Origin of the sequence: Citrobacter sp. Ce006, from assembly GCF_030336535.1 — a bacterium.
GTDB classification, from domain to species: Bacteria; Pseudomonadota; Gammaproteobacteria; order Enterobacterales; family Enterobacteriaceae; genus Citrobacter; species Citrobacter europaeus.
Window position 1 is genome coordinate 1 of the sequence record NZ_JAOWDO010000057.1, and the last position, 26,893, is coordinate 26,893.

Consider the following 26,893-nt stretch of genomic DNA (forward strand, 5'->3'; position numbering starts at 1 on the left):
ACCACATATTTACCCCGGCTACGCGCCGCGTATTCCCACTGCGCTTCCGTCGGCAGCGAGAACGGCAGACCCGTCACTTCCCCAAGCCACGCGCAGTACCGCTCCGCTTCGTGCCAGTCCACGCGGGCTGGCGTATCCGGGATCCGTTTACTATCATTCCAGTCCCTCCCGCTTAAACGCCCCTTAACCTCTCGGCCCTTCAGGCCATTCCAGGCCAGATAAAACTGATACTGCTGGTTGCTGGCTTTGAACTTACTCAGCGAATAGCTGCTTAACTCCACCCGGTGCAAAGGCTTGCTGTCTTTACGCCCGTCGTACTGCAGTCTCTCCACGCCATACTCTTCGCCAAAATCCCCCATCAGGTATTCACCGCCTTCCACAAATACCTGCTCTGACTTTATCTGCGCCACAAATTCCTGCAGCCGGGCCTGGTCTTCCGCACTGTGCCGGGGGGGGACTGAGGTGGGGTTTTGATCGCAGCCAGCCATCGCGCTGACTGCCAGGCTCAGGAGTAATAACGGATATTTCATCTTCATGACCATTCCTCAGAATTTGCGCCAGACAGTGGTGAAAATGTTCCCATACGCGGATAAAAAGGGTTATCCGCCGTCGTTAAGCGATACGCAGTGGTATTGTTCATCGTCAGGGCATATCCCCAGGCAGGCGTCGTTCTTAATCTTTTATAGATAAGATCCATTTCATTGACTTTATCGAAGCCTTCCTGGAGAAAACGCCTTACCGCATTCATTGAATTTTGCGCCACCATATATTTTAAGGCAGAGTTACCCTCTGCCATGTCACTCCCACTGGCATTAAATCGGCTAAATATCTGGAACCATTCCCGCTGCGTCTGGATGGATTGTAAAACGACAATAATCGCTTGTTTGCGCTCCTGATAAATATCGATAAAATAATCACCACGATTATCAAAATCAAAATGATCTGCGGTACTGTGGCGGGTAAGCAAGTAGAGTAATATTCCTTTGGCCTCAGGGGTACGCATCAGAAGTAAATCAGGGCTCTTAATAATATTTGCTGCCAGCTGATTTCTTCTTTCCGATTCATCAAAGGCGGACTCAATAATTTCTACCAAGCTAGTATATTTTTCTTTTATTGTAACTAATGTTTCTTGTGAACTTTTAAGCCCTTTAGCTATTGATTCCTCCATATCTGAAAGCAGTAAAACACTAACCTGGGTAAAGGCCTCAAAAGCTTTCTGTGCCATTATTTCAAAAAAGGCATAGTCTAATCCATACAACTGATAAATGAGCCATTTTGAAAATTCATAAAATTTGTCAAAATCCACTTCGGCTTCAAAGCTACCTTTTGCCCCGAGTCCGACACAGAGGCTGGCCGCGATCTTGAAACAAAACTTACCGTTAACAAAATCACACTGAAAAGTACCACCAATTCCGGCGCCGGCCATTCCGACCAGACTTTCAGTAAAGGTACAAAAATCGGCGAACTCGTTAGCTTCTTTGGCATCATCTCCGGTCTTGCCCTGGCGTACGGTAAGTTCCGGCGGCTGCAACCACTGTACTCCACCTGCGAGCTTTAGTTCTGCGCGCGCGCCGCCAAAAGCCTCTGCGCTCACTTTGGCGCCATCTTCGTTTTCCTCTCTGGCCTTATGGAAGGTTGCACCGCTCACATGCCGTTCGCTAAATCTCGGTAGACGCCCGGCGCTGTTACCCATAATCATTTGCTTACCGCCATAGGTAGTAATCTGCAATTGCGCTTCTGCCTGGGCAGAAGCCCCCACAAAGCCAATCAGTGAGGTTTTCAGATAAACTCTGAGCATTCCCATTTTTAATGGCTCAGTTCGATTTTCAGGCTGAAATGTCAGGCTCCAGCCGACGCGATCCGGAAGATAAAATGTCGTTTCAACAATGCCAGAAGCCAGAGAAAGCGTGGCCTTAAACTCACCTTTGATGGCCAACTCGCCCGTTGATGGATCCCATTCGGCAGAAGCCGCCAAATTAGACGTGCAGCGCATGAACTGCGCACCCGCTGAAAAATCGATAAACTGGCCAATTTCTTTATGCGAAACCAGACTGTTATTCCAGCTTTCTGCCCAGCCCGTTAACGTTTCATCTATTAATTTCTTGTCAATTGGATCAAAAAGGTTTACACCTTTATTTTCGAACTCCAGATCTTTAATCTGCTTTTTTAATTTAGAAACTGATATTCCTGTTATATTACCATTTTCTCTTTTTAGGATACTATCCGCATCCGATTGTTTAAACTTTACTTTATGTCTGACTCCTGCTCCTAAATTATCAACATATCCTTTTTTTGCAAAAGCATAGCGTTTCTTAGTGCCAGCGCCACCATTTTTTCGAGAGATAGGGATGAGCTCAACCACATCATCATAACCAGCACCTTCGGATTCAAACTTACCAATTACTTTTTGTAAAGCATCCCTTTTGCCGGTTAAATTAGCTTCTTGATTAGAAATATTAGTTTCTTTGTCTGTAAGTGCAGAACTTTCCTCTATTTTTGAATTTAACACACCAAACTCTTCAACAGCCTTAGAATATTCCTCGTTAGCCTGATGAAATTCATCAACCGCCGTCATTATTTCACTGGCATGCTCATCAATATTTTTCGCTGCTGCCGTCGTTAAGAATAATAACTCCTGACTTTCAGTGCAATAATAGATATCACATGATTCATGTGATATCTGTACGGTATTATTTTCTTTTTTACTTAACTGATTCTCTGCTACGGGTAATGTGGATGTATCGCTCATGATACCAACCTGGTTTTATTCAAAGAATAATTTCATAGTCTGGGGTTCAAGGCCGTAATGAGATTGGGTATATCCATTCTCATCAGTCACACCACGAATAGTTTCACCACTTTCAGTTTCAATACGATATTTTATGTAAGGTTTAGGCTTACCATCCCCTTTATCAACGATCTGAAAAGAACCATTCATAGGGTATTTATATTGCGGGTCAGAAACAGTCATCGGCTTAAGTGCTTTTTCCAGGATGCCTACTCCCCCCCACTGGATATCAAGACTTTTTAGCTTAAGACTCCCCGGTGCCCCAAGCTCGATGGATCCATCTTTGATTTTTATATACGCCCCGCCAGTGCTGGTGAGCGTAATCCCCTGCTGAGCGTTTAAAACAACTTCGCCATTAACGCTATTAATATTCATCGTTTTATCTGACTGCAATCGCATCGCATCAGTTTGCGCCTGAATATCGATCATTCCTCTGGCAGCAAAAATTTTCATACCCATTTTTTGGGCAAACAGACTAATTGCTTCTCCGGCGGCAACGGTCAGACGTTTAAACAACGTCAGATCTGCATTTTCTCCCGTTGTGACAGTTAAAGAATGGCCTGTGGTGAGCTGTATATTTTTGGGAGTGGCCACACCTATGCCAGCAGGGGCATTCAGTAACAAACCCGCTCCTTTTAATTGCGCCAGCGTTTTCGTCAGTTCCTGCTGTGAAGCAATATCGGCATCAAGTGAACCGGATACCTTGGCGCTACTCGCTAACGCTGTAACCAGTTCGAGTGCATTTTGCAGCTCAGCAATTGCAGCCCGCATGTCCAACATCTCTCCCTGGGCCTGCGGCTGGTTATAAGCACTAATTAAGACCCCTTTACCACCGCGTACCGCCACCCAGTCGTCCGTGCGTAGCTCAGCCCCTTCTCCCCGCAGCGCACGCCCCGCATCCACGTTATGCCCCAGGTTCAGCTGCGTCTTCCCGCCGTACTCGGTGCTGAGCTTGATGTGCTCCTCGCCCCGTTTATCCTCCATACGCAGCTTGTTGTTCGCCGGCGTGCGGATGACGTTGCGGGTATGGTTTGCCTGTGTCACGTGGTCCGGATGCCGGGAGTCATGCAGCGCATGCGCGATATAGGGCCGGTCCGGGTCCCCTTCATGGAACGCCACCGCCACTTCTGTGCCCTGTATCAGCGGGAAGTGAATACCGTAAGTGTCGCCGCCGTAGGGTTTGGCAAGGCGTACTGGCATACTTTCGTAGCCCTGTTGTTTAGCATCGCGGTCCGCATCAAACTTAACCCAATAAAGCCCGCTCTGATTTAAATGAGCATATTCATCATTCTTTTTCGGGCTTGAAACACGTGCCATTAGCGTACCGCTAATTACTGGTCGCGGTTTGAGTGGAGGTCTCCAACAGCGCGTTTCACTGTAAATGGTCGCCATCAACACCACTTGTAGCGCTTCCTTTCGGCTTGCGCTGAATGAAACCGCCGTAACCAGCAAGCTGTTACGCACGCTGACAGGAAGCGTTGGGACAGGTGTCGATTCCGTAATATTCAGGACCTGAGCCGGGCTGAGGCTTACATCGGTTGATAATCCAGAGATTGTCGCTTGTGAGGAGAGATAACGCTCATGTTCCAGACGCGCCCAAAAATTCCCTGTCTCAGGCGCCGGCGAAACCTTATCACCCGTTTCAAGATGGCGTGGGCGATAGTGGTAAACATCCCCGTAAGTCACCTCGTCACCTTCACCGTAAGTCATATCGGTTTGTGCAGAAAATAATATTTTCTGAGCCTGGCGATGGTTATAATCCCCGGCAGTAACCGATGCCTGCACCGCAGACTGTTGGAACTGAATATCCCAGACTGAGTCGATGCCATTGTCATTCATTCCGGAGGGACTATTCAGCGGTAATGTTTTGCCAAACTCCCATGCGCTTTGTTTGTCAGCAAAATAGATCACCTCAGTGCCAGCATCAGGCTGAAGCCTAAAGAAGAAGAAAATCCCAACTTCAGAGAGCAGGCGTTCAATAAAAATCAGATCACTCTCCTGATACTGATTAATTTGCTCTCTTTTTGGATATTCCATTACCAAATCAAAATTATATTCCCAGTCTTTTAAACCATGTTCCTGTAAAATTTGAGTAACAACTTCCGGAACTGACATATTAATAAAGAAACGGTGTGTACGAAATTGGTTTTTCAGCAACGCGACAAAAGGTTCAATGATTAACTGATAGGTTGCCTGGTCTTTTGAACCACTGATACGATGGAACGATGTTACAATACCATGTACCATTTTGCGGGCAGTTAACTCACTTAACTTCCCCATTCCCATGGTCAATGTTGTTGATTTTCTAAGTATCGACTCTGCTGCAATGTCTTTGTCATGGCTGGAAAAATTTACTACGTATCGATACAACGAACTCATTTCCTCTGTACCATTAAAGCTAATAACATCCAGTACAGATTTGCATGAAGGGATATACAATTGATAACGGTTTAATGTATTTTCATTTATAAATGAAATCCCGCCACCCAGTGATTCAGACATTCCCATATATTTAACCCTTGTTATTTTATAAAGAGCTATTTTTCAGATAATAAAAGCTGCGTTCAACGCATTGTTTTTATCAGACTAACCAAATCCGTTTTCTCATTAGTGACAATAGAAAAAGTAAATTGACGATTATCATTTGATATCCAAAGCTCTTCCCTTCCATTATTACTATAATCATAAAGATGAAAGCCAAGACCTGTTAGATAATTACGAATAATGCCTGCATCACCACCGCGAAAAATAATAAGATTTGTTTCTCGTGTACTCCCATCAGGAGAAATATATTCAAAGTAATAATCATTTGATATCCTTGGAGCCTGCTTGATATCAACATCGGTGTAGAAATAATAGTTAAAAAGATCGCTTTCCCGATATTCTAATTTATCTGGCCAGGGTATTAACAACGGTGACAAAAAAATCAAAACAATCGTCATCAGTATTATTTTATAGTAGCTCATTACCATTCACCTCGACAAAAATGAATAATAACCGCCATCCCCGGTGATAACTTCTATCCGACCAGAAGTGAAGTCACTCCACGGTTGCACCCATGTCATAAACGAAGGTAAGCTTCCCTTATAGGGTTTATGCACAGCACAGTTATCCATGGGTTCTGGAAACAGTAATGGTAAAAATCCTTTATTCTTATAATTGCCTATCGGCCCATAAAAATCCCATCTACTCAGGGCCTGCTCTTTACTGACGAGCCTCAGTCTTGACTGGTAGTCTGAGGGAAGAATTGCCCGATAGAAGCCTAAAAGATCGGAGGTAAGGTCCTCTCCGCTAAAACCACTGTCGGTATACCAACTAAAACACAAATTAGATTGCAAACTTTCAAACAAGCGTGCAGTCGTCATCATCATGGCTAACGCAACGCTGTTTTTCTCACATGCAGATAAACCTTGTTTGATACGCCACCTAACAAACTTTCCTGTACCAAACTGGCGATGATATACAAACATCTTTTGGCTATAAATGACTTCATAATAACCATCACGGCCTGATTCACCTCGTTTTATATCTATCAGTAGGTTTTTAATATCACTTCCCTGTGCATGGCCTATATCTATCCATCCCAATATTTCGCTATAAACAAGCCCTGTTTTACGATCCGATGTCCACTCGGAAGGTTCAATAATATCGTTACGTTTACTCATCATTAAACTCCAGCATCATTCCCTCTTCATCATGCCAACTCAAAGTAAGCTGCTGAGGTTTTTGCTGCCGGGAAAGATACGTTAACAACTGCTGACTAAGCACAGGTAAGATTTGTTGATTGAGCAGACTATCGATATTCCTCGCCCCCGTATCCGGTAGCAGGCAAGCGGCGGTCAGGGCATCAAAAAGGCTCTCGGATATCGTCGTGGTTATGCCGTAGTGACGCAGTAATCGCTGGCTAACCTGATCCAGTTTCATTTGTACAATCGTACGTAACGCAGATTCACAGAGCGGATGGTAGATAATCGTCTGGAAGCGGGCCAGTAGCGCTGGCTGGAAGTGATCGCGCAAAAGTGGTCGCAGCAGTTCGTGCAACTCAGACTCTGTGGTTTCCGGCTGTTCTTCCAGCATCTGCATTACAGCGTCACCGCCAAGATTGGAGGTCATCAAAATAACGGTATTGCGAAAATCAATTTCACGGCCTTCGCCGTCACGCATGAAACCACGGTCAAATACCTGGTAAAACAGATTCATGACGTCGCGATGCGCTTTTTCTACTTCATCCAACAGTACCACGCTATAGGGGCGTTTTCGCACCGCCTCGGTCAGGATCCCTCCCTGACCATAACCCACATATCCCGGAGGTGAGCCTTTTAGCTGGCTCACGGTGTGCGGCTCCTGATATTCAGACAAATTAATCGTGATTAGCGATTTTTCACCACCAAACAGAATGTCAGCCAGTGCCAGCGCCGTCTCCGTTTTGCCGGTTCCACTTGGTCCAGTAAGCAGGAACACACCCTGTGGGCCGTTTTCCGGCGTCAGTCCTGTTTTTGATGCCCGCAACCGCTGTGCGATCGCATTCAGCGCGTAATTCTGGCCAACAACGCGTTCTCCCATCTGGGTTTCAAGCGTCAGCAAGTCTGCCTGGGAGTCCTTCATTAATGATGACAATGGTACACCGGTCCAGTCGGCAATTACCGTAGCAACGGTGCGCGCGTCTACATCCGGAAACAGCAAAGGATGGCCCTGCTGAAGCATACTTAGCTGCAGTTGCAATTCAACCGTTTCCGCCTGACGAGAAATATCACGGCGGCTGGCCAGCAGTTGCTCAGTGAGCGTTAATTCCTGACCATACTGGGTTTCGCGTTCATCCAGTTCGATAAGCAGACGATTTTCACGCTGTTCAATGGTGGCCAGCCTTTCACCATGCTGACCATTTCCTACCGCGAGGTCTGCAAGCAACGCCTGCTTTTCAATTTCAAGCGCGGTGATCTCCGACTTCAAACGCGTCAGTGGTTCCGGAACAGTATCAAGGCTCATCCGCACTCTTGCACCTGCGGTGTCCAGCAGATCGACGGCTTTGTCGGGTAATTGTCGCCCGGTAAGATAGCGGCGAGAGAGCGTAACAGCAGTTTTAACCGCTTCGTCGGTGATGTGAACGCCATGGTGTTCTGCATAGCGTGATTTCAGACCACGCAGCATTAAGCAAGCAGTGTCATCATCCGGCTCATCCACTTTAACCATCTGAAAACGCCGCTCCAGCGCAGCATCGCGCTCAAAATACTGTTTATATTCACTCCATGTGGTCGCCGCGATGGTTCGTAATTCACCTCTGGCCAGAGCGGGTTTTAGCAGATTAGCTGCGTCAGCGCCTCCCGCCTGATTACCGGCCCCAATGATGGTGTGTGCTTCATCGATAAAGAGCAGAACAGGCGTTGGCGATTGCTGAACGGCATCAATGATATTTTTTAACCGCTGCTCAAACTCACCTTTCACCCCGGCACCTGCTTGTAACAGCCCAAGATCCAGCGTGCGTAATGTTACTGATTTCAGGCTATCCGGCACGTTACCTTCAGCAATACGCAGCGCCAGACCTTCCACCAGAGCGGTTTTGCCGACACCGGGTTCCCCGACCAGAATGGGATTATTTTTTCGCCGACGGGACAACACATCCACCATTTGCCGGATTTCATTATCGCGACCAAATACCGGGTCGATATCGCCGGCACGCGCTTTCGCGGTCACGTCCAGCGTAAATTTATCGAGAACGCCTTGTAATGCTGGCGATAACGTCGATTCAGCCAGGCCAGGACGCGGTTCATCATCAGGAGAAACCTGTGCCAGAGCGGCTTCTTGCTGTCTCTCAGGACGTTCATCCGACTGGACATTTAATAGCGGCAGGAGGCGTTCCAGTTGAGTATGTCCGGCGCTCAGAAGAGGCCACAGGCCATCACACTTCAGTAGCGAAGGCTTTCCCACCAGGGCCATCAGTAGATGCACACCACGTATCTGCGAATTTTCATCCGTTGCGGCACACAGCCACGCTTGTTGCATTAAAGAAAGGAGCGCATCAGACAACTGCGGGCGGCTTTTCACGGAACGAGGCTGAACATCCAGATGCGTCAGCAGCGATTGCCAGAGATTGTCGATATCCCATTCATAACGACGAGCAATGACAGTCATATCGCCCTCCCCCTGCTCCAACAGCTTCAGTAACCAGTGTTCGGGAGTGATTTCTGCATGCGCGCGCGTCTGACATAACGATGCCGCCGCTTCGAGCGCCTGGGCGCAATAGGGGTTGAGACGTCGTAATAACACTGCTGACTGGTGTTCCATTTGCTTCCTGGCTCCCTGTATTCAGGCACGCTACCGCCCGTGGCCGTAATCCAATGCCCATAAGGTAATAGTGACGTTGATACTCTCTGCTAAACCCCGCCCCGGACGCTTAGCAGAGGGCATAAAAAAAACGGATGAGGAAATCCTCATCCGTTAGTGCATTACGCGGTGGTACGCTCGTTCCAGGCGTCAGAATGGATAATGTTGCCATCCTTATACGTCCAGACGATCTTCTCGTAGCGCAGTTCAATCTGTTCCAGGTGGTTATGCTTCTCTTTAGCGGGATCTTTGATGTCGTACATCACAGGGTTTACTTTCACCACTTTCACGTTGTGCAGAGTGGTGTTGAAGTATTCCACTTCCTGACCCGCATCATTGATGCGATACCATTTAAACTCGGCCTGGCGCAGGGTCTGACCGGTAGTTACAGCCTTGTACAGATACGGGCTGGAGGCATCGATTTCCTTAGTGAAAAGGAACGGGGTATGAATGCGCGTCCCGGTCAACTTACCTGTGTTGTTATCGGTAGGGATGTACAGGTTATGTTCCTGAGCTACTACTTCGATACTGCCCACACGATCTTTTACATCAACAGAGCCTTTAATATCCGCGCCGCCGTCATCTTTCAGCCAAAGGTAGACTGGAATTGCCATAACTCTTTCTCCATTTTTACTTCGCTAATGCGTCACCGCTTTGCGGTGACGGTTCCTTCATGCCCGGCACCCGACAGGCATCAGCCTGCGGTACCAGACTGATCTCTACACGGCGGTTGGCAGCCCGACCCTCCGGCGTATCGTTGTTTTTGTAGGGACGTAATTCGCCGTAACCCTGAACGGCAAAACAACTCTCCGCGACGTCACCGGTATCACGCATCCAGTCGCGAACAGATTCCGCGCGTTTGAGAGAGAGCTGCTGATTAGATTTATCGTCACCCACATCATCGGTATGTCCGGCGATGACTATCAGCCAACCGGGCTTGGCTTTGATATTGACCAAAGCCCCAATGAGTACTTTTGTTGAGCCTGCTTTTAACGCCCATTTGCCCGTATCAAACAGCGACATACTGTCCAGGCGTACGGTTTGCGGAGAGGTCACTTTTGGTTTTTCAGGTGGCAGCCAGTCGCTGATGGCGGCCAGCAAAGGTGGGATCAATCTCATCCCCTGATACAATCCCATTGATAGAGAAAGGGGTTCACCGCGCTGATACCAGCGATCGAGACGCTGCGCATCACGACGAAGCTGATCCTGTGCCTGAACCTTTGGCTCAACAGGATTACCGGTAAGATGGCGGTATAACGTCAGATGATCGTTTGTGATCCTGATGAGATGTTGGTTATTGATAAAGCTGCACGTCATCGCCAGTCCGACAAAAATACCGCATAGCAGACCACTTACGCCCACCGTACGTTGAAATGCTGTCAGCGCCCGACGGCGAGATAAAAAAGGCAGCACTAAATCAGGAAAAGGCAGCAGCTCGGACACTGCTGACGTCGCAGGGGAAAGTGTTGTTTGCGCAGTGATATGCCGTTGAAACAGATTATTTTCGCAGACCGCTAATGAGGTAAAACATACCACCCGTAAAGCAGAGAAAAGAGGCGAAGCGTGGTGCTCCGTATCGCCTTGCACCCTCTTCAGCCAGCCGAGTAAATTATCTAACCACACTGCATGTGTAAGATGAGAATGGCGAGCCGGGCGCTCTTGCGAAGAGAAAGGAACAAAATCGTCTAATCCCGTAGCCGACTGCACTTCTGCATCCTGGGGTGTTCGAATAAACCAACGTACAGCCTCATTGCATTGAGGCGAATTCAACCAACAGCACAGCCAAAACGGCGGTATACCTGATAACCAACGCCGACTCTGGGTCACAACACGCCGCCAACTGAGCAGCATGTGCTTAAGCGCGTCTTCATCATTATGCCGTTCCGGGATCAATGCCAGCATCACGGAAACGCGCATAAGAAGCCCCGGACGCTGCACAGCTATCTGACGAACCAGAGCAATATAATGCTCCGGGGACTGGACAGATAAATACCAGCCCTGCGAACTCTCGCAAGAATCGCCGCGTCCGGCAAACAAAGGGGCATTATCTCCACACACCAGCACAACAGGCCCACTGAAACTCTCCGGAGGGAGCGGAACTTCATGAGCCGAATGAGCAGACTTCAACCGACCATATTGACGCCAGCCATAAACGATCCCCGGAATGGAAAACAGTAAAATAAAGACGGTAAGGCCGCCCCGGACACCCGCACTTAACGGACTGAATCCCCAGACAAGCAACAAAGCCAGGACGGTTGCCAGCACATAGTTAACGATCCCTCGCAACTGAGCCATGTCTTAACCCTGCCCAATAAGCTGAGCAATCTGCCCTTGTAAGACATGAGAAAATGTTAACCACAAAGCACCCAGCGCCACCGCGCCGACAATCCATGCCAGCCACCAGCGGCGCTTACCGCCAGAAAAGCCGGAAGCCCGCATAATTACCGGCGCATCGTGCTTTAATTTAAAAGGCATCGCCTGAGTCGCCAGCGCTTCAAGAACATCTTCACGACGTTCGTCACCTTGCTCGCGATAGCGCCCCACAAAACCGAGCGTGATTGCGCGATAAAAGCAGGTTAATACGGCGGTATCAGGAACGGGCTCGCGCAGAACGGTACGGATGCGCTCCCAGAGTTCTTCCCCGGCATTGGTGGTGTTGAAAAAGCGGGCCTGTAAAGGTGTCGCAAGCCAGGTAATATAACCGCTATCCTGCCGGTTGCGTTTCAACACGCTTTCATCCAGTAACGCACATTGCGTGTAGAGCATGTGTTCAACGCTGTGTTCGCTGTACCCCATGTCACGCAATGTCTCACGCGCAGAATCAACCCATTGGCAGGCCCGGCGATAGAAAGCCGCCCCATCGTCGACTTCCGATCCGCCGCGTAACTGGCTGACAGCAAGCCAGGTTGGCCAGAATACCTGATCAATATCCTTATACATTTCAATCCCTTAATACAGCGAATAACTCAAGTTGAATCTCTCCCAGTGTTCCCGGCACATAGAAAGCGCAATTACCGGCGTCCAGCATGGCCTGGGCTGCTGGATGATTAATCTCAAGAGCAAAGTATTGATTTTCCAGTCGTAACGGGATGGCTGCAGGTACATGCGTCAGCGGTTTTAATGGAATACCGCTAAGTGCCACATTGACGACATCAGATACATCTGCCCGGCTCCCTGCTTTACAGAGCTGTGGAAATTGCGTTAGGAGGACATGCGCAGGAAGATCCGAACGAACGGAAAGGTAAAAATCAGCGCCTTCACGCAGTCGAGCATCCGACAATGCGCCATACCAGAACTGTCTCTCCTGCGTCAGTTCAATAGCGACAACGCGAGATGGCAGGCTGGCCTCCAGCAGTTCCACCAGGAGTGCAAACAGGGGTGGGAATACCTGCTGCAGATTGGCGTGCTGGTATGGAGGCACAACGCTGACATCATTTTCTAATGAAAAGGTCAGCAGACTGCCCGCTAACCGCGCGAGCTCACGCCACAAAAGTTCGGGATGACGGCCTGGGTTTTGCAGCATTTCTTTCAGAACGGGCTCTGAGCTATTAAGCGCATTCAGCAACCAAAACAACGAAACATCTGCTACCGCAAAATCCGCCATTCGTTCGTTACTTTCGCGGCGCAAGGCCATCAGGCGTCGACAACGAGCCTGGATACGATGCACCAAATCACTGAGCGAATTGATTAATGAGGGGCTGGCAGAGAGTGAAAGCGATGGGGGTAAAAAATCGCGTCCCAGCTCCCATTGCCCCTGAGCATTACGAATAAGGCAAGCTACCGGGCAAGTCAGGTAAGCGCTGTTATCGTCATGGGCATAGCGGAGGGTGATAGCATGCCGCAGCACTGCCATATCAGTCCGTTCCTGACCTGCGAGATCCTGTACTGGCAGCCACTCCTGCTGCCAGCGACACGGACGGCTAACGCCGTTGCCTGATGAAAGATTGCCGCCATTAGCCGAAAGCAGCGGCAACGCGAGGACGATATCAACGCTGCTGTAACCAGTAAGATGCGATAAATCACACGCCGGAGGCAGGTTATCTGAAATACCTGTATCCACTAACGTACCGTCAGGAAAGCGCACAACCAGATTAACGGGATTCAAACGGGAAACCGTTAGCGCACTTTCATCAAACTCCGCGCTGATGACGCCCCACGGTGATGAAAGCGACATGTGAGCAACAACGTCAGCTACATAGGCATCCCAACGTGTCTGTTGCTGAAACTGCTGGGGAGCCAGAAAGGCCCCCTCGCTCCATAACGGACGATAGATCTTCATCGCACCTCCTGTGCGCTGCGTCGTTAAGATTTCGACTTAGGCATTTGTGAAACTAACGACAAGCTGACGTCCATACCTTCAACCTGGAAATGCGGAATGGCATACAGGCGCACACGGAAGAAACCTGGGTTATCCTCAATATCCTCCACCACGACACGCCCATCACGCAGCGGGTGTGATGCCTGCAAGTCATCGCCAGGATCGGTCATTTCGGTTACCAGACTGCGCAGCCAGTTATTAAGTTCAAGCTCAAGCAGGCGGCGATCTTTGGTCGTTCCAATATTTTCTCGCTGCAGTATTTTCAGGTAATGAGCGATACGAGAAAGCAAGAAGATATACGGCAAACGAGAGTTAATCCGACTGTTAGCCGTCGCTTCCGGAGTATCAAACTGAGCAGGTTTTTGAGCCGAGTTAGCAGAGAAGAAACAGGCGTAATCACGATTCTTATAATAAGAAAGCGGAATAAAACCGAGGTTGGCAAATTCAAACTCCCGGGTTTCCGGAATCATCACCTCAGACGGGATCTTCACCTGATTACCGGTACCCAGATCGTACAAATGGATAGGCAAATCTTTCACCGCGCCGCCTGCCTGTGGCCCACGGATCTGGACGCACCAGCCATTCTTGATAAAACTTTTCACCATATTCACAGCGAAAGAGAAAGAGGCGCTGGTCCATAGATACTTTTCGTGATCCGGACCCTTAACTTCTTCAACATAGTTAAAACTGCGTACCGGCACGGTATCAGGGCCATACGGTAAACGACCCAGGACACGCGGCATAGTTAGCCCGATATAGCGTGAATCGTCGCTATCACGAAATGCTTTCCACTTGATGTATTCAGCACGTTCGAAATAATCATTGATATCTTTTATAGCTGCGACTTCTTCCATATTTTCTTTCAAGAAGAATTTCGGCCCAACGGAACCAATGAACGGCATATGACAGGCCGCCGACACGCCAGAAATATTGCGCAGCAGTGCAATATCCTGCGGACTGTTATCAAATTCGTACGCTGAAATCATTGCCGCAATGGGTTCGCCGCCAGGCTGATCGTATTCTTCAATATAAACATGGCGGTATAACCCGCTCTGGATAAGCTCCGGCGCATCGTCAAAGTCATCACGCAGCGCATCCTTGCTGATATCCATCATTTCTACACGGACATTTCGGCGAAAATCAATGCCGGTGATCATCGAATGCAAACCACGCCAGAGCGATTCTTGCTTCTGAAATTCAGCATGGTGCATAACTTCATTGACCTGATCGCTAATCTGCTTATCAAGACGAGCAATTTGCTCATCGAGCAGCGTTTTATCCAGGCGCTCTACGGGCTGCGCAGCATCCGCCAGACATGAAACCAGAACCTGAATAGCAGCAGTCACGCGTTCAGCGGGAGCGGCGTCAGAAAGCGCTTCATCGCTCTGCCATGCATCAACATTTTTTAATGTCGAAACCGGGGAAAGATTAATTTTGTCAAAGAGGGATTGATAAACGCTGCGTTCACTGGTCGTGGTGGTCGCGACTGAAGAGGTATGTTCCTGAACAGACATCAACATATTCCTTTTATGATCCTTTACTATTCCTGCCAATTGAGCGGAGGAAACCCTGTATAGCGTTAAATCTCTTCTGGCATCATGGTTGCCAGTTCATCACGCAGTTCCTGACTCAGGGCTGGATCTTTAAGGATAATTTCCAGCTCGCGACGAAAAGCAGCGTTATCAAGTAAGTTTGATTTCAGGTCACGAAGTAGGTTACGCATAGCCAACAGAACGCGTAATTGGGGGATATTTCGTGCGACCTGCTCGGGTTCAAAATCGCGGATATTTTTAAAGGTAAGGTTAATATCGTCCTTTCTGTCATCACCAGCCAACGTATTTTTAACACTCAGATTAACCACTGGTGAGAACTTAGCTAACACATCATTGAAATTATTCTTATTAATATCAACCTTTTCACGTTCAGATAGTGGTCGTTGTTCTCTACCATTACTGAAATCACCTACGGTCAAAAGTTTTAACGGCAATTCAACCTTTTTTTGAACGCCTCCGGTATGTAAATCTAACTTGATATTAACGCGTGCCGTCGGCACTTCATTCTGAAAACTGTCACCCATACGTCCCTCTCAGACCGGCGATTCCAGCCGATATTTTGCGTTTCCTAACGGAGCATTTTCCAATCGCTCAACGTGTTTCTTACAACGTCATTTCTGTGAGCCGTCAACAATGAATGTTAATGACAATTAATGATTATAATTAGTATGCCGACGTAATCCGATATATTCCCGGAGAGAAAACATGATCAATATCACTAATACACCAAATAATACATTAGCATTACTTATTTAAAAATAAAATCAAGAAATCATTTATCTAATACAAGCGACAGGAATTAATTAACCTTAAATACATTCATCAAATAAATACCTTTAAATTAAAACACATAATTGCAAAATATATTTACAGCCATATGCATAAACAATATTGATTATTAATTTATAATTACAGCCAATTTAACTATAAATAATAAAAGCCGGAGATATACTCCGGCTTTTTACAATTTAATTGAGAATACGCAAAAAGATTACTCTTCCTTCACCACAATCAGCGGTTCAATATCGCTCTCTTTTTTAATTACCAGCGACTCGTCGCCGCGCAGGCAGGTACCGCCGTAGTTACCGCCTACGGTGAAGGTACAAACCTGAATATATTTACCGGCAACTTTTGGCAGACACCAAAGCTGCTGATAAATGTTCTTCTGCTCGGCAAACTTACCGCTGGTTTTATCCAGGAGCTCTTCCTGGTGGCTCACCAGATCGATGTTGCTGCCACAACGTCCTGCAATAGGTTTCACCGCATAACCGGTTTTCGCCAGCTCTTCATTAACAGTGAAATCCGTATCAAGCAGATAGCGGTGATGTGGGAACAGTTGCCACAGAATAGGCAGAATCGCTTTGTTGCCAGGGATCACCGTCCACAGAGGTTCGAAGACCAACACTTCCGGGCGCAACAGCACGTCGATTAAACGCACTTCCTGATTCGTATGCCCGGTACGAATTGGCACCGCGGCGTACTCCGTTTCGCTGACCTCTCGCACCTGCTCAATCGCGGTTTCCCACGCCCAGGTTTTCCAGACGCAGTTCACCAGGCGACCGTCACCGTCAATCAACTGACCGGCGTCATCCCAACGTAGCTCATCGAGGCCACGCAGAATTTTGCTGTCAAACCCGGCCTGACGCAGCGCCTGCTGCATAAACTGCGCGTGATAGTTTTCCTCGATATCCTTATCCTGCATGATGTGGACAAAAGGTCGCGCGCGGCTGTGCTTCCAGGCCCCCGCCAGTTCGTTGATCAATCCTTCTGCCGGGTTGTGTCCCTGCCCTGTGTAGCCTCGCTCGGCCCATCTTTCGAGGATCAAACCGGCTTCAGTATGGCACGATGCGGAATCGGCGTTGTACTCATACACCTTCAGTCCGCGTTCATCCATACAGAAATCCATACGCCCCGTAATCATATGATGCCGACGACGCTGCCAGGAAAGGCGCAGGCGCGGCCAAAGGATTTTCGGGATGTCGAACAGCGCCAGCAGGTTATCGTCTTTCAGCACCTTGTCGGTCGCGTGCAGATACATCAGATGCAGTTCGTTGGTGGCTTTGATCAGTTCTTGTTCGGCACTCTCGGTAATAGTGAAGTACTGATGCGGATCCTGATTAATAACGTGGCCGTTCGCCAGCACGTAGGCTTTTTGCAGCGGATCCTGCTCATCCAGCCATTTACCGTCAAACTGCCCGTTATCTTCCAGTCGCGCGCCGCCAATTTTCAGCGAGTCATTGGCGATCTCCGGCTGCGGCAAACTGTCTCGGGTATCATCGGTCTGGATCATCCAACCAAGAATGGTGGTGTCGTCAAAGGTATCACGCAGGGTGTAACACCCGTTTTCAACCACCATCTCCAGTTCGCGGGTCCACTGCTGTCCGGGAGGAAGCGGCGTATGGAGCACGTTCTGTTCGGCAATACGAATTTTGTTTTGCAGCAACTGGGTGACGACCGCCACATGCCCGGTATCTTTAAATTCACCGCCTTTTTGCCAGATAAGCAGAGCGCCTGCTACCGGCGCGCGGGGCGAACCATTCGGAAATGCCTGTAACGGCAGGATATTGTCATTCACCACTTCGCGCAGGAAGCGTAAGGAGAAGATCTCCCAGGCCATGCCCACATCGGTGAAGACCACGCCATAGTTAAGGAAGAGAAAGCGGCGTGCGAACTCTACGCACTGCCATTTGTGGCCCATGTATTCATCATCGATATAGCTGCGAAATGCCGCATCATCGTCGTAGTCCCGTGGGTCGAGGGAGCTGTAATCTGAAGAGTAGATTGCTACGCCGCCTGGGGCGTAGCCCAATAATGTCCCGAATGGGGCATCCTGACTGGTCGTTCCTTTGCTCATGCACCTTACCTCAAAACAATACAGCCTGAGCAGGTTGGCGTGAATTTTTCGCTCTGATTACCTGCTCTGCGACACTAACCGGACAGAGGTCAATATCATCATACACCTCAACGCAGCGACTGGCGCTCAGAGGCGAAAAATTCACAGCAGGAACTACGCTTTTGTCAGGGTGACCGGTACGCTTTTATACGCCGGAGTCAAACTTTGTGTGTCTACCGCTTCCAGCGAAAGCAGGACATTCGCTTCAGGCAGATAAGCGCCTATTGAGCCCGCCGCCATGTTGTAAATCACTACTGTTAAGCCGTACATAATGCGATCCGCGCAGGGCTGGCCGTTGTCGTCCAGCGCCTGAATATTGACCACATCGCCCTGGTCCAGGCCACGGCTCGCCGCCTCTTCGGCGCTTAAAAACACCACATCCCGACGACCGGCAATGCCACGATAGCGGTCGTTCATACCATAAATAGTGGTGTTGTACTGATCGTGACTACGCAGCGTTGCCAGTACCAGCGCATCAGCAGGCTGATTTTCCCGCTCAACCGCCCGTTGATGGCTGACGATAAAGTTGGCTTTGCCATTCTCCGTTCGCCATTCACGGCGCGAAGCAGGCGTATCCATGCGAAATCCTCCCGGCTCGGCAATACGTGCGTTGTAGTTGTGGAATGCGGGAATCACGGCTTCAATGGCGTCACGGATCAACGTGTAATCTCCGGTTAACGCTTCCCAGTTTACCGGCGAAAGCGGCAGCGTAGCGCGCGCCATACCCGCCACAATCGCGGGTTCCGATTTTAGCCAGCGGGAAGCCGGTTTCAGCGCGCCACAGGAAGCGTGAACCATCGACATAGAATCTTCGACGGTCACCGACTGGATCCCCGTTGCCTGCATGTCGCGCTCCGTTCGGCCTAATGCAGGTAGCAGGTAGTTATGCTTTGCCAGCAGCAGATGCGACCTGTTCAGTTTGGTCGCCACATGGACCTGCAGATCCAGATTTTTCATCGCCGCAAAGGTACGCTGCGGTTGCGGCATCGCCACCGCCAAATTGCCGCCCATGCAGATAAGCGCTTTTGCGTCTCCCCGCTCGATGGCGCGAATACTCTCCACGCTGGAGCGGCCATGTTTGCGCGGAACGCGGATAGAAAAATGCGTCTCAAGGCGTTGCAGGAACTCTTCGGACGCCGCTTCGTTGATCCCCACGGAACGATCGCCCTGCACGTTAGAGTGACCGCGCAACGGGCAGATCCCCGCGCCCGGCTTACCCATATTGCCTTTCAGCAGCAGCAGGTTTACCAGTTGCTGGACGTTCTCAGTGCCGTTTTTATGCTGGGTGATGCCCAGTCCATAACAAACGATAGTGGCACTGGATTTACTGTAGCTGTGCGCCAGATCTTCCATCTGGCTACGAGTCAGACCCGAGTCCTGCTCCAGCTCCGCCCAGTTATGCTGACGTAAGTCGTCATACAGCGCTGCATATCCCGCGGTATGCTCTTCGATAAACGCATGATCGAGCGTCGGCTGCTGATCCAGTAAGATCCGCGCTTCGTCCATTTCGATCAGCGCTTTCATGATGCCTTTGAGCAGCGAAGCGTCACCGCCCATTTTTACCTGGTAGTAGTCGTTGCTTAGCTCCGTTGCCTGACCGGTGAACATCTCTTTCGGGCTTTGCGGGAAGCTAAAGCGCTCAAGCCCCCGCTCGGCCAGGGGATTGATGGAGATAATTTTAGCGCCACGCCTGGCAACGTCGCGTAAGGTGGTCAGCATGCGTGGATGGTTAGTGCCGGGGTTATGCCCGATACAAATCACCAAATCGCAGTGGTCAAAATCCTCCAGTTCAACGGTCCCTTTCCCAAGGCCAATGGCAGGAGTTAGCCCTGCGCTGGTCGGTCCGTGGCACATGTTTGAGCAATCAGGGAAGTTGCTGCTGCCATATTCGCGGGCAAACAGCTGATACAAGAACGCCGCTTCATTTGATGTTCTGCCGGAGGTGTAAAACTCAACCTGTTGTGCTGAATCATAGCTGCGCAGACGCTCGCCGATCTCCTGGAAGGCGATATCCCAATCCACCGCCTGCCAGGTGTCTGTTGAGGCATCGTATTTCATTGGATGCGTCAAACGACCGATATTTTCCAGTTCATAATCGCTGTAGTGCCAGAGTGTAGAAACCGGATGACGGCTGAAAAATTCCGGTGACGCTTTCTTGCTGGTTGTCTCCCAGGAGACCGCCTTAACGCCATTTTCGCACAACTCCATTGGCGCACGGTGCCCTGGGTCCGGCCACGCACAGCCCGGACAATCGAACCCTTTCACCTGGTTCATTTTGAACATCGCGATAATGTCACGGGCGACAGCCTTTTGCGAAAACACCGAAGCAGTGACGGCTTTTACCGCGCCCCACCCACCCGCTGGGCCCTGATAACCGCTTACTCCTGGAACACCATTTTTCATTATTACTGCTTATTCACCGCCAATTTTTGATGGTGAATACGGTAGCAATTTCCGTCCAACATTGATTTCCTCTTCATGGAGTACGGACCGGGTACAATGAACGGGTTAGATTTATCTTCCCCTTTCAGCACAAAGCGACATAAAGTCCCAATCTGTTAAATTGAGTTCTACCTAACTGCTACACTGCATCAACACAACCACTCAGAAGGCAGGTCAATATGTCAGACAATACCTATCAGCCCGCGAAAGTCTGGACGTGGGAAAAATCGAACGGCGGCGCTTTCGCCAATATCAACCGTCCTGTTTCCGGTGCCACCCACGAAAAAACGCTGCCGGTTGGCAAGCATCCGCTGCAGCTCTATTCGCTGGGTACGCCAAACGGGCAGAAAGTGACGATTATGCTGGAGGAGCTGCTGGCGCAGGGCGTGAAAGGCGCAGAATACGATGCCTGGATAATCCGCATCGGCGATGGCGATCAGTTTTCCAGCGGCTTTGTTGAAGTGAATCCGAACTCGAAGATCCCGGCGCTGCGCGACCACTCGCAAAACCCACCGGTTCGCGTATTCGAATCTGGCGCAATTCTGCTCTATCTTGCGGAAAAATATGGTTATTTCCTGCCGCAAGATTTGGCAAAACGTACCGAAACGCTGAACTGGCTGTTCTGGCTACAAGGCGCGGCGCCGTTCCTCGGCGGTGGTTTTGGCCACTTCTATAACTATGCGCCGGTAAAAATCGAGTACGCGATCAACCGCTTCACGATGGAAGCCAAGCGCTTACTCGACGTGCTGGATAAGCAGCTAGCACAGCATCAGTTTGTGGCCGGAGATGAATACACCATTGCCGATATGGCGGTCTGGCCGTGGTTTGGCAATGTGGTGCTGGGCAACGTGTACGACGCGGCAGAGTTCCTCGACGCAGGAAGTTACAAGCACGTGCAGCGCTGGGCAAAAGAGATTGCAGCGCGCCCGGCGGTTAAGCGTGGTCGTATTGTAAACCGCACTAATGGACCGCTGAACGAGCAACTTCATGAACGCCATGACGCCAGCGACTTCGATACCAATACCGAAGATAAGCGCCAGGGTTAACGTAAGATGCCGGATGGCGGCGCTAACGCCTTATCCGGCCTACATATAAGGCGCGGGCCTGATAAGCGCTGCGCCATCCGGCATAAAATCACGCGCTGGTGACGTCGTACTCCATGCGGCGAAGTGCGTCTAACGTGGCTTTAGCTTCATCTTCATCAATGATGCTCATGGCGAACCCTACGTGCACCAGCACCCATTGCCCGACAAGCTCAGCCGTATCACCTTCACAAATCAGGGCAATATTGACATCACGTTTGATGCCGCACACTTCAACCTGCGCAAGCTGGTGAATATCTTCACCAACGGCCAGAACCTGACCAGGGACTCCAATACACATATCTGACTCCGCCCCATAGCAACTATGGGTTATTCGACTTCAATACTTTTCACTTTCAGTGAATCGCCAGCATCAACCCGCAGACGATCGCCCTGACATTGTGGACACTGCGCGTCATGCTGGGTGATTTCCACAACCTGACTGCAATCCCAGCACCACGCCTGGGCTGGTTTGTAATCAATATGCAGTTCACACCCCTGGGCCAGCGTTCCCTGACAGACGATGTCGAAACTAAACCGAACGGCGCTCTCTTCAACGCAGGAGAGCGCCCCGATTTCCAGCCAAACGCCGGTTACACGTTTGACACCGTGCTGCTCTGCCTGCTGTTGAACAATCTCAACCGCGCTCTGACAAAGGGACAGCTCATGCATTTTCGCAGTTCCGACGACCCAGCAGCAGCGCGCGGCGATTTAGCTGCGGCGCATTCGGATCGCTCACCGGCAGCGATAACAGCATGCGCGCGCAATCGTCAGTCAGACGGACGCCTTCTTGCGCCGACATACTGTGCGAAAGCGGCGACATCAGTGAGCAGGAGAAATATTGCGATACGCCGTCCAGTTCACCCACGGTAAAGGTCATCTCGCCATACGGCAGACGCAACCCGACTTTTTCGCTGACTTTACGCACCGGCCAGATCTGGTCCGGTCCGGGGAAAATCAGTGCGCTCAGCATCCAGGGCGTGATAACACACCCCGTCCACTGTCCTTCAAACAGCGTAAAATCAGAGACATATACCGGCATGTTCGGATGCAAGAAAGAGAGATCGTGCATTGAACGCCGGGCAACCTCTTCAAACGCTGCCTGAATCTGCATCTTCGGGGCCGTCTGAAAACCGACAAACTCCTCAGACATGAGTCGCCTCCCGAGGGATCGCTTCAACGCCTGATTCGCGAAGCGCGGCAAGAACCTGCTCAAGAGCAGGTTCGATCATCGCTTCAACCGTTGGCGTTAGCCCGATATGCGGTTCCAGCGATTCCGGAATAACGCCGACTAACGTCAGCTTTTTCGGAAACTCGCCGGTAAAACGCAGGGCCGACAATACGTCGGCCAGGCCAAGCTGGTGCGGTGAGATTTTGTTGGTAAACAGCGCCGGGATCTCTTCATCCCGCAGGACCATCATCGTTCCTGGCGTGCTTTTCTTCGACACAATGGCGTCAGCAATGATCAGATGATCTCTGTTCGCCATATCGCCGAGAAGCTCCATCCCAGCCGTACCACCGTCCAGAACATCAACAAAGTCTGGCAGGATATACCGCTGCTCTAATGCCTCAACGATACGCACCCCGATGGCTTCGTCGGTCAGCAAAATATTGCCGACCCCTAAGACTAATATCCGCATTACAGAACCTTAACTGAGACCACTTCGTTCCCGTCAACGTCCACCACATGCACCGCACATGACATACAAGGGTCGAAGGAGTGAATGGTACGAACCACTTCCAGCGGTTTGTTTGGATCGGCAATCGGCGTACCTACCAGCGAGCGCTCATACGGTCCCACTTCATCATTAAAGTTACGTGGGCCAGAGTTCCAGGTTGACGGAACAACCGCCTGGTAGTTGCTGATAATGCCGTCTTTAATCACCATCCAGTGAGACAGCATACCGCGCGGTGCTTCGAGGAAACCGACCCCCTTAAATTCGCCCGTTGCCGGAATATCCGGTTTCACGAAGGTGGTGTGGTCGCCTTTACCGATGTTCACAATCAGCGCGTTGTACTGATCCTGCAGAACGTTCTGCAGTTCACAGCAGTGAACGGTACGGCCAATAATACGGCCCAGCGTAGAGTGCAGCTGTGATACTTCGATAGTTTTACCGGTCAGCTTGGTGTAAATCGCGATGATTTCATTCAGCTTGGCATGGGTAGACTCGCGTTTAGCCGCCAGTTTACACAGCATGTTGGCCAGCGGCCCCACTTCAACCGTTTTACCGTAGAAGGTCGGCGCTTTAACCCAGGAATATTTGCCGTCATCTGACCAACCGGTGTAATCAGGAACCGTTGTGCCTTCCCACGGAGCCTGCGGCGCTTCGTCTTTGTACCACGCGTGTTTCGCGCTTTCCTGAATCCCTTTGATCAGGTATTCATCGGAATGAGAGGTGATCGGACGATAGGTCGACAGATCGGCATCGGTGATATAGCCGCCAGGGAACAGGAAGCTGCCGTTTTTACCGTCAGTCGGGAATTCCGGCGCGCTCAGATAGTTAACCGCACCCTGACCACGTTCCAGCCACTCAGGATAGAACGCCGCAATAACCGCGGTATCTACCTTGTAAACCTGCTCAACGAAGTCGCTCAGCTTATCGATGAAGGACTTGATGTACATCAGGCGCTCAAGGTTCAGCACGCCGAGGCCGTCGAGGTTAATTGGGTTAGCAACCCCCCCTACCGCCAGGTTCTGGATGTGCGGCGTTTTACCGCCCAACAGCGCCACAACGCGGTTGGCATCTCGCTGGCATTCCAGCGCCTGCAGGTAGTGAGCGACCGCAATCAGGTTTACTTCCGGCGGCAGCTGCATTGCCGGATGACCCCAGCAACCGTTGGCAAAAATGCCTAACTGACCGCTGGCGACAAGATCTTTGATCTTGTTCTGAACCTTGGTGAACTCTTCTGCGCTGTTCAGGTGCCAGGAGGACACGCCGTTCAGCATGGCAGACGCTTTCGCAGGGTCAGCTTTCAGGGCAGAGGTGATATCCACCCAGTCCAGCGCAGACAGCTGATAGAAGTGAACAATGTGGTCATGCGTGGTGTGCGCAGCGAGAATGATGTTACGGATATACTGTGCGTTTACCGGAACATCAATATTCAGCGCGCTTTCTGCTGCACGAACGGAAGAGATAGCGTGAGTGGTCGTACAAACGCCACAGATACGCTGCACAATCATCCAGGCATCGCGCGGATCGCGGTTTTTCACGATCTCTTCCATGCCGCGCCACATGGTACCGGAAGCCCATGCTTTAGATACCACGCCATTTTCGATTTCGCAGTCGATGCGTAAATGACCCTCAATACGGGTTACCGGATCAATAGTAATTCTCTGGCTCATGCTTTGCTCGCCTCATGACGATTTTGATCGTTTTGTTTTAAAGGAGGAAGTATCGGCAGTAGACGAATGAGTACGATGTATGCACAAATCTCAATAGCCACAAAACCAATAGAAATCAACAGTTCTTCCCAGGTCGGGAAGTAGTGGTAGCCACCACCAGGATTGAACGCCACCAGCGAATAGGACAGACGCCATGTTGCACAACCCAGCAATGCGCTCAGCGCAGACAGATACAGCATGCGCGAGTCATTACGCAACTTAGTGACGCGCAGCACCACCAGCGGGAAGACCATCAGCACGACTTCAAGCCAGAACATCAGGGAGTAAAGATCGCCTGAGAACGCATAGGACAGCTTGTCGCGATAGATCAGTTCGCCAAAGCGCAGTACCACGAAAATCGCCAGCAGCACGCTGATGGTATTCGTCAGCTTGATGAACAAACTTTTCTCGTCCGGACCGTTACCTTTCAGACCGGCTTGTACCAACGAGCCTTCAAAGATGACGATCGAGAAGCCCATAATAAAAGCGGTTAATACGGAGAAAAGCGGCAACATTTCATAAGCTTGCCAGAGCGGATGCACCTTATAACCCGCAGAAATCATCAATGAACCCATTGAAGACTGGTGCATGGTTGGCAGCAGCGCGCCGAGGGCAATAATAAAGAACATCACTTTATTCAAACGCTTGAGAGAAACTTTCCATCCCAGACGTTCAAACAGAGCCGGAGCAAATTCCAGCGCCATGATGCCGATATAGATGGTCATACAGACCGCCGTTTCGAACAGTACCGAGTTCACGTTGAAGTGGCCCGGAATGTAGAAATACGGCAGGTTCCAGTAACGACCAACGTCAATGGTGATCGACAGACCACCCAGCGAGTAGCCAAACAAGCTCGCCAGCAGCGCCGGACGTACCAGCGGATGGTATTGTCCTCTGTTGAAAACATACACCGCCCATGCCAGCGCCCAACCGCCGCACGCGAAGCCGGTACCAATCAACAGGTCAAACGCGATCCATACACCCCATGGGAAACCGCCGTTCAGATCGGAGACTGAGCCCAATCCGAAGACCAGACGTTTCACGATCAGGAGCATACACAGGACGATAAGCGGCCCAAAAATAATGACCGGTTTGCTGATTATTTTTCCGCCCAGCGGTTTAGGATCATGACTCATGATCGTCTCCTCCATCGTGATGGTCGTTTTTCGTATTACGACGAACCAGCACGGTTAATCCCGCCAGCGCAGCCAGGGGTAATATCATGCCCTTGTACAGGGAATGTTGAACATGTTCGGAACGTGCACCGGTTGAAAGATCATCCAGCTTCGGCAGATCCAAATCCTCGTAAGGAACACCTGTCAGAACCATTACCTGAGTACCACCACCCTCTTTCTCGCCGTACAAATGGGGGTAATACTTCGGTACCGTATGCAGATAGGTATCACCTGCTTTCACCGTCTGACGCGGATAGTGGTATTCGCTGCCTGGCTTCAGGGCGAGACGTTTTTTCGCCTCAGCCATCAGCTCTTCACGCGTACCAAAAATCACCGCACCGGCAGGGCATACTTCAACACAACCCGGTAAACCGCCTTTGTCCAGACGCTCAACCCCTTTCTGGTTACACAGTTCACACTTGTGAAGCGCACCAAACGGGTTGTTGTAGTCGTACTTAGGAACGTTGTATGGGCAGGCGACCATGCAGTAACGACAGCCCGTGCAGACATCTTTGTCATAGTGGACGATGCCGGTTTTTGGATCTTTCTTCAGCGCAGAGACTGGGCAAACGGAGACGCAGTTCGGATCGACACAGTGCATGCACTGTTTCTTAATGTATGCGTAGCCATTTTCTTCCTGGTCTTTGTTAACGCCTGTTCCGCTACGCCACACCTGAATGATGTTATTGGTATACGGCGACAGTTTGTCGTTGTTTGACCAGGTCTGCTCGCCTTCCGGATTACGCGCCGGGAAGTTGATATCCTGACACTTGGTGACACAAGCCTGGCAGCCTACACACAGCGTTGAGTCATAGAGCATCCCTAAAGAACCAGGGATCGGCGGACGGTTTTCTGCAGCCGCATGGCTGATGGACGGCGCAGCGCCCAACAGCAATGCCCCGCTGGAGGCTGCTTTAATAAAGTTACGTCTGTTCACGG

At 50.3% G+C, this 26,893-nt stretch carries 22 protein-coding genes; 1 reads left to right on the top strand and 21 read right to left on the bottom strand.

Annotation, left to right across the window (positions count from 1 at the left end):
- From OGV94_RS04505 to OGV94_RS04570, 14 genes are all read right to left on the bottom strand, one after another.
- A partial coding sequence (locus tag OGV94_RS04505; protein WP_286522699.1) for a formylglycine-generating enzyme family protein occupies positions 1-536 on the bottom strand: 536 nt, incomplete at its 3' end.
- Positions 533-2,749, bottom strand: a complete 2,217-nt coding sequence (locus tag OGV94_RS04510) for an ATPase (protein WP_181231074.1) — start codon at positions 2,747-2,749, stop codon at positions 533-535. The genes OGV94_RS04505 and OGV94_RS04510, both read right to left, overlap by 4 nt.
- Before the next feature lie 15 nt (positions 2,750-2,764).
- Complete coding sequence (locus tag OGV94_RS04515) at positions 2,765-5,296, bottom strand: type VI secretion system Vgr family protein (RefSeq protein WP_181231073.1); 2,532 nt, start codon at positions 5,294-5,296, stop codon at positions 2,765-2,767.
- Positions 5,297-5,352: 56 nt separating this feature from the next.
- Positions 5,353-5,754, bottom strand: a complete 402-nt coding sequence (locus OGV94_RS04520; RefSeq protein ID WP_125461438.1) for a hypothetical protein — start codon at positions 5,752-5,754, stop codon at positions 5,353-5,355.
- 6 nt (positions 5,755-5,760) lie between these two features.
- Complete coding sequence (locus OGV94_RS04525) at positions 5,761-6,453, bottom strand: hypothetical protein (RefSeq protein ID WP_075145640.1); 693 nt, start codon at positions 6,451-6,453, stop codon at positions 5,761-5,763.
- Entirely contained in the window at positions 6,446-9,070 is a 2,625-nt protein-coding gene (gene tssH / locus OGV94_RS04530) for a type VI secretion system ATPase TssH (protein WP_286522705.1), read from the bottom strand. Before tssH ends, OGV94_RS04525 begins: the two co-directional genes overlap by 8 nt.
- Positions 9,071-9,231: 161 nt before the next feature.
- Positions 9,232-9,723: a type VI secretion system tube protein TssD gene (tssD, locus tag OGV94_RS04535; RefSeq protein ID WP_003024437.1), complete on the bottom strand. Its 492-nt coding sequence runs from the start codon at positions 9,721-9,723 to the stop codon at positions 9,232-9,234.
- Between the two features lie 16 nt (positions 9,724-9,739).
- On the bottom strand, positions 9,740-11,404 hold the full coding sequence (locus OGV94_RS04540; protein ID WP_193145360.1) for an OmpA family protein: 1,665 nt from the start codon (positions 11,402-11,404) through the stop codon (positions 9,740-9,742).
- A gap of 3 nt (positions 11,405-11,407) precedes the next feature.
- Positions 11,408-12,049 (bottom strand): type VI secretion system protein TssL, short form, encoded by a 642-nt coding sequence (tssL, locus tag OGV94_RS04545; protein WP_286522708.1) that lies wholly within the window; start codon positions 12,047-12,049, stop codon positions 11,408-11,410.
- 1 nt (position 12,050) lies between these two features.
- Positions 12,051-13,388 (bottom strand): type VI secretion system baseplate subunit TssK, encoded by a 1,338-nt coding sequence (tssK, locus tag OGV94_RS04550; RefSeq protein WP_043017607.1) that lies wholly within the window; start codon positions 13,386-13,388, stop codon positions 12,051-12,053.
- 23 nt (positions 13,389-13,411) lie between these two features.
- Positions 13,412-14,941, bottom strand: coding sequence for a type VI secretion system contractile sheath large subunit (gene tssC, locus OGV94_RS04555; protein ID WP_043017608.1), 1,530 nt, complete (start codon positions 14,939-14,941; stop codon positions 13,412-13,414).
- Between the two features lie 65 nt (positions 14,942-15,006).
- The gene (gene tssB, locus OGV94_RS04560) at positions 15,007-15,504 is read right to left on the bottom strand and encodes a type VI secretion system contractile sheath small subunit (protein WP_043017609.1); all 498 of its coding nucleotides are present in this window, start codon (positions 15,502-15,504) and stop codon (positions 15,007-15,009) included.
- Positions 15,505-15,971: 467 nt separating this feature from the next.
- The gene (gene gss / locus OGV94_RS04565; RefSeq protein ID WP_075146363.1) at positions 15,972-17,834 is read right to left on the bottom strand and encodes a bifunctional glutathionylspermidine amidase/synthase; all 1,863 of its coding nucleotides are present in this window, start codon (positions 17,832-17,834) and stop codon (positions 15,972-15,974) included.
- Between the two features lie 153 nt (positions 17,835-17,987).
- The gene (locus tag OGV94_RS04570) at positions 17,988-20,276 is read right to left on the bottom strand and encodes an FdhF/YdeP family oxidoreductase (protein WP_286522710.1); all 2,289 of its coding nucleotides are present in this window, start codon (positions 20,274-20,276) and stop codon (positions 17,988-17,990) included.
- Positions 20,277-20,494: 218 nt separating this feature from the next.
- Here OGV94_RS04570 and yghU point away from each other — a divergent pair, with 218 nt between their 5' ends.
- Positions 20,495-21,361 carry a glutathione-dependent disulfide-bond oxidoreductase gene (gene yghU, locus OGV94_RS04575; RefSeq protein ID WP_038633828.1) on the top strand — a complete coding sequence of 289 codons (867 nt, stop codon included), beginning with the start codon at positions 20,495-20,497 and terminating at the stop codon, positions 21,359-21,361.
- Positions 21,362-21,449: 88 nt separating this feature from the next.
- On the opposite strand, the gene hybG is transcribed toward yghU, so the two are convergent.
- From hybG to hybA, 7 genes are read right to left on the bottom strand one after another with little or no spacing between them, the layout of a single operon-like run.
- The gene (hybG, locus tag OGV94_RS04580; RefSeq protein ID WP_003024459.1) at positions 21,450-21,698 is read right to left on the bottom strand and encodes a hydrogenase maturation factor HybG; all 249 of its coding nucleotides are present in this window, start codon (positions 21,696-21,698) and stop codon (positions 21,450-21,452) included.
- 29 nt (positions 21,699-21,727) lie between these two features.
- Positions 21,728-22,069, bottom strand: a complete 342-nt coding sequence (hypA, locus tag OGV94_RS04585) for a hydrogenase maturation nickel metallochaperone HypA (RefSeq protein WP_016157467.1) — start codon at positions 22,067-22,069, stop codon at positions 21,728-21,730.
- A complete protein-coding gene (hybE, locus tag OGV94_RS04590; RefSeq protein ID WP_043017613.1) occupies positions 22,062-22,550 on the bottom strand; it encodes a hydrogenase-2 assembly chaperone in 489 nt (162 codons plus the stop codon). Before hybE ends, hypA begins: the two co-directional genes overlap by 8 nt.
- On the bottom strand, positions 22,543-23,037 hold the full coding sequence (locus tag OGV94_RS04595) for a HyaD/HybD family hydrogenase maturation endopeptidase (protein WP_047408632.1): 495 nt from the start codon (positions 23,035-23,037) through the stop codon (positions 22,543-22,545). The genes hybE and OGV94_RS04595 overlap by 8 nt, the downstream gene beginning before the upstream one ends.
- Entirely contained in the window at positions 23,037-24,740 is a 1,704-nt protein-coding gene (gene hybC / locus OGV94_RS04600; RefSeq protein WP_003828353.1) for a hydrogenase 2 large subunit, read from the bottom strand. Before hybC ends, OGV94_RS04595 begins: the two co-directional genes overlap by 1 nt.
- Positions 24,737-25,915 (bottom strand): Ni/Fe-hydrogenase cytochrome b subunit, encoded by a 1,179-nt coding sequence (hybB, locus tag OGV94_RS04605; protein WP_003828354.1) that lies wholly within the window; start codon positions 25,913-25,915, stop codon positions 24,737-24,739. The genes hybC and hybB overlap by 4 nt, the downstream gene beginning before the upstream one ends.
- Positions 25,905-26,891 (bottom strand): hydrogenase 2 operon protein HybA, encoded by a 987-nt coding sequence (hybA, locus tag OGV94_RS04610; RefSeq protein WP_003828357.1) that lies wholly within the window; start codon positions 26,889-26,891, stop codon positions 25,905-25,907. Before hybA ends, hybB begins: the two co-directional genes overlap by 11 nt.
- Positions 26,892-26,893: the final 2 nt, after the last annotated feature.

Bases quoted from the DNA above. Each gene is read 5' to 3' on its own strand.
- OGV94_RS04510 (WP_181231074.1), bottom strand. From the start codon at position 2,749: ATGAGCGATACATCCACATTACCCGTAGCAGAGAATCAGTTAAGTAAA.
- OGV94_RS04515 (WP_181231073.1), bottom strand. From the start codon at position 5,296: ATGGGAATGTCTGAATCACTGGGTGGCGGGATTTCATTTATAAATGAA.
- OGV94_RS04520 (WP_125461438.1), bottom strand. From the start codon at position 5,754: ATGAGCTACTATAAAATAATACTGATGACGATTGTTTTGATTTTTTTG.
- OGV94_RS04525 (WP_075145640.1), bottom strand. From the start codon at position 6,453: ATGAGTAAACGTAACGATATTATTGAACCTTCCGAGTGGACATCGGAT.
- tssH (WP_286522705.1), bottom strand. From the start codon at position 9,070: ATGGAACACCAGTCAGCAGTGTTATTACGACGTCTCAACCCCTATTGC.
- tssD (WP_003024437.1), bottom strand. From the start codon at position 9,723: ATGGCAATTCCAGTCTACCTTTGGCTGAAAGATGACGGCGGCGCGGAT.
- OGV94_RS04540 (WP_193145360.1), bottom strand. From the start codon at position 11,404: ATGGCTCAGTTGCGAGGGATCGTTAACTATGTGCTGGCAACCGTCCTG.
- tssL (WP_286522708.1), bottom strand. From the start codon at position 12,049: ATGTATAAGGATATTGATCAGGTATTCTGGCCAACCTGGCTTGCTGTC.
- tssK (WP_043017607.1), bottom strand. From the start codon at position 13,388: ATGAAGATCTATCGTCCGTTATGGAGCGAGGGGGCCTTTCTGGCTCCC.
- tssC (WP_043017608.1), bottom strand. From the start codon at position 14,941: ATGTCTGTTCAGGAACATACCTCTTCAGTCGCGACCACCACGACCAGT.
- tssB (WP_043017609.1), bottom strand. From the start codon at position 15,504: ATGGGTGACAGTTTTCAGAATGAAGTGCCGACGGCACGCGTTAATATC.
- gss (WP_075146363.1), bottom strand. From the start codon at position 17,834: ATGAGCAAAGGAACGACCAGTCAGGATGCCCCATTCGGGACATTATTG.
- OGV94_RS04570 (WP_286522710.1), bottom strand. From the start codon at position 20,276: ATGAAAAATGGTGTTCCAGGAGTAAGCGGTTATCAGGGCCCAGCGGGT.
- yghU (WP_038633828.1), top strand. From the start codon at position 20,495: ATGTCAGACAATACCTATCAGCCCGCGAAAGTCTGGACGTGGGAAAAA.
- hybG (WP_003024459.1), bottom strand. From the start codon at position 21,698: ATGTGTATTGGAGTCCCTGGTCAGGTTCTGGCCGTTGGTGAAGATATT.
- hypA (WP_016157467.1), bottom strand. From the start codon at position 22,069: ATGCATGAGCTGTCCCTTTGTCAGAGCGCGGTTGAGATTGTTCAACAG.
- hybE (WP_043017613.1), bottom strand. From the start codon at position 22,550: ATGTCTGAGGAGTTTGTCGGTTTTCAGACGGCCCCGAAGATGCAGATT.
- OGV94_RS04595 (WP_047408632.1), bottom strand. From the start codon at position 23,037: ATGCGGATATTAGTCTTAGGGGTCGGCAATATTTTGCTGACCGACGAA.
- hybC (WP_003828353.1), bottom strand. From the start codon at position 24,740: ATGAGCCAGAGAATTACTATTGATCCGGTAACCCGTATTGAGGGTCAT.
- hybB (WP_003828354.1), bottom strand. From the start codon at position 25,915: ATGAGTCATGATCCTAAACCGCTGGGCGGAAAAATAATCAGCAAACCG.